This is a genomic window from Thermotoga sp. (genome assembly GCF_021162145.1).
Lineage (GTDB): Bacteria > Thermotogota > Thermotogae > Thermotogales > Thermotogaceae > Thermotoga.
In genome coordinates this window covers 1-2813 of record NZ_JAGGZH010000092.1, presented here as the reverse complement: position 1 = coordinate 2813, position 2813 = coordinate 1, and the positions used below count along the sequence as shown (strand labels likewise).

The following is a 2813-nucleotide window of genomic DNA, read 5'->3' as shown; positions in this document are numbered from 1 at the left end:
GAATCGTCCTTGATGACCTCTTGAAAGGTCTTTCCCACGGGAAACTGACTTACGAGCAGGTCGAAAGTGTGCTTTTGAGATATCACGAGCTTGAAAGGAAGACGAAAGAGGCACTTGATAGAATTAATCATCCTGTTGTGAAAAAGGAGATCACGCGAGAGCTTCAGTACCGCTTTGAGAACGGCAAATCCTTCACACTCGAGGACTGGAACAAATGGCGGGAACAGGGATGGAAGGAAGTGTTCAAGAGGATAAAAGAACTGCAATAGCCCCTTTTCATGGGCTTTCGTTCTGTTGTAGAACGTTTTTCGAATATAAGCGTTCTGGGAGAGAACGCACAAATAAAGAACCCTCCCGATGTGGGAGGGCTTCGCTTCGCTATAGTGATGGTGCTCTGGATCTGCCAACGGTGGATTTACGCCCAGGCGCCTGGACTATCTCCTTCCGGAGACCACCGAAGGCACCTGGATGGGGCGGGTGGATTCGAACCACCGATCGCGGATCCAAAGTCCGCCGCCTTACCGCTTGGCTACGCCCCAATCTTTCCAGATCGTGTTAAGTATAGCATATGCCCGCGGACGCGTCAAGCAAGTCAAAAAGAATAAAGAGACCCGGTAGCCGTATACAAACGACCCCGTAGTCTCTTCACAGGTAACCCCCGCCCAGCTTACAAGCTGTCGGGTAGCTACATTTGTATATTAGCATATTTTTCCGCTTGAGTCAAATGAGCCAAAAAGGAGCCAAAAAGAGAATTGGAAAGTCAAATTTTCCAAATGTGTACTTATCAAAGGCAAATTTAGAATTGTCTCGCGCGGCACCGCCGACAGACTCGACAGATACCGGACAGACTCGACAGATTTGTCGAAATTTGTCGAACGCACTTGATAAACTCGTGCGAGTTTTATCGATTGTGCGGGTTTATTGCGGGTTTATTTCGGGTTTGGTGAGGGATTCCGAGTATATTATCGCCTCCTTATCCACACGGACTTTTCGATCTCAATCTTACTCGGAGTGTAACAGCCAGGATCGTAATACTCAATTTCAAAGACTATGCTATCGTCTGTTACTTCACAATCAACATGATGAATTTCGAGGTTTTTCAGCTCTTTTAACTCGTTGTACTCTTCCTCGATATAATTTAAGAGTGCGTGGAGCGTCTCTGTGATTTCACTAGCTCGCCAGCTGCTTTTGTTATGATATTTGTATTCTTCCCAGATACCCCATAAGAAGCCTCCTTCCCATGTGTCGATTTCCTTCAAGTCATATACCCCTTCCTTGATTGCATTGAGCTTTCTGTAAATCTCTTCAAACATACTCATACCTCCTTTTTGAATTGTCTTCCCCATCCCTTCCACCCCGCCCGTTTGTTCCCGGCGTCGGGATTTGCACTTATCTTCAAAGCATCCTAACCATTTCCCCGACTCGCCAGCTTCTTCTTGAAGTAATGCCGTGATTGTAACAGTCCTTCAAAAGTTCAGTTATTTCCTGCTTCACGACCTCATCCTGCACCTCAGCAACACCCGTTGTTCTCCCTGTGACCTTTTTCAGAATTCTTCTCACAAGGAAATCAATTTTTTCATGTAAGCCTGAATCCTTTTTGGGCTTCCTACTTCCGTACCAGACGTACCCATTTACACTTCCTTTTTCACCCTCAATCTTCGAGAAACAAAAGCTTTTCCCGACCCAGTATCTTTCGACCTTCATCATCCTGCCCCCCTCCTTTAAACCTTCTCAACCTTCACTTCTTTTATCTTGCTTCCCCACATCCTCTTCAGCCAAACTTTTACTTCTGAAACAGGTACAACCATTCCTGAGATACAGATTGTTCCACTCCACGGAGAAATCTCATACTCATCACGAACCACTCTTCCGTCTGCAAGTTCCACTTCTACTCTCACCTCCGCCTTTTCTGCCTTCTTCATTCTCTCATACAATTCATAAAACGTCATCTCTATCACCCTCCTTCCGATAATTTCGCATACCTCAAAGAAATTATTGAAGGGGTAAGGGCAAGAGCCCCTACCCTTCTGAGCCTCCTCAATTCGCATATTCTTCAGCCCAGAATTCTTCTACAAGCTCTATCCAATTAATGCGGTTTTTGTATACAAGCTTTTGAAAGTCCCAGTCGTTTTCGAGATCGTTGATAAGTGCATCCTTGCTAGGCATTTCCCCGCGCATTCTCATTTGAGAAAACAGCGTGTAGGCTCTGTCTCTTATCATTTTCTTTGCCTTCTCCTTCATCATTGTTCTGTAAGCCTTGTAGTCTACCTTTTCTTTTGTCCATTTCTTTGTCACAGGGTTCCAACGAAATCCACATCTCTTTATCGCATCTCGAGGTCTGCTGTCTTTTGCGAGTGCGATTCCTTCGACTTCATTGACATCTGCAAGAAATTCCTTGAGTTCTTCTTTGTCATACTTCCCCGCATTCGTGAAGTACAGTTCAAATTCCTGCCCGTCCTCCCTCCTGATGATCCACGTTCTTTTTGCACCTTCCTTCTTCTCAACTACCGCCTTCATCATCTTAACCCCCTCCTTCTCATTGTTGTCACTTTTATTATAGACTCCTATATGTTGCAATGCAATAAAGGGATGGTAAAAGGTTGGGGAAGAGATGATTAAGGATTAGTAACCAGAACACAAAGGCGGGGCAGCACCCCGCCTGGTCTCCATGTTTATACTTTCTCTAGCTATTCTGACAAGCGAACTGGCATGACGACGTTGATATAGCCAGAAACATCAAGAGGTTTTATCTTGCAGGGACTAGTAGGGTCTATAAAGTTTAGCTCTATTTCATACGTCTTGATATGTCTCAG

5 protein-coding genes and 1 tRNA gene are annotated in these 2813 nt (G+C 45.0%); 1 reads left to right on the top strand and 5 read right to left on the bottom strand.

Going from position 1 to position 2813, the window contains the following annotated elements; all coding sequences use genetic code 11:
* A partial coding sequence (locus tag J7K79_RS05930; protein ID WP_296906260.1) for a hypothetical protein occupies positions 1-269 on the top strand: 269 nt, incomplete at its 5' end.
* 196 nt (positions 270-465) lie between these two features.
* Here the strand turns inward: J7K79_RS05930 and J7K79_RS05925 are convergent.
* The 5 genes from J7K79_RS05925 to J7K79_RS05905 form a co-directional block, all read right to left on the bottom strand.
* Positions 466-539: transfer RNA gene (locus J7K79_RS05925), tRNA-Gln, on the bottom strand.
* A gap of 423 nt (positions 540-962) precedes the next feature.
* Positions 963-1313, bottom strand: a complete 351-nt coding sequence (locus J7K79_RS05920; protein ID WP_296906257.1) for a hypothetical protein — start codon at positions 1311-1313, stop codon at positions 963-965.
* A gap of 82 nt (positions 1314-1395) precedes the next feature.
* Positions 1396-1707, bottom strand: coding sequence for a hypothetical protein (locus J7K79_RS05915; protein ID WP_296906254.1), 312 nt, complete (start codon positions 1705-1707; stop codon positions 1396-1398).
* Between the two features lie 14 nt (positions 1708-1721).
* Positions 1722-1949: a hypothetical protein gene (locus tag J7K79_RS05910; RefSeq protein WP_296906252.1), complete on the bottom strand. Its 228-nt coding sequence runs from the start codon at positions 1947-1949 to the stop codon at positions 1722-1724.
* Positions 1950-2037: 88 nt separating this feature from the next.
* Positions 2038-2520: a hypothetical protein gene (locus J7K79_RS05905; RefSeq protein ID WP_296906251.1), complete on the bottom strand. Its 483-nt coding sequence runs from the start codon at positions 2518-2520 to the stop codon at positions 2038-2040.
* Positions 2521-2813: the final 293 nt, after the last annotated feature.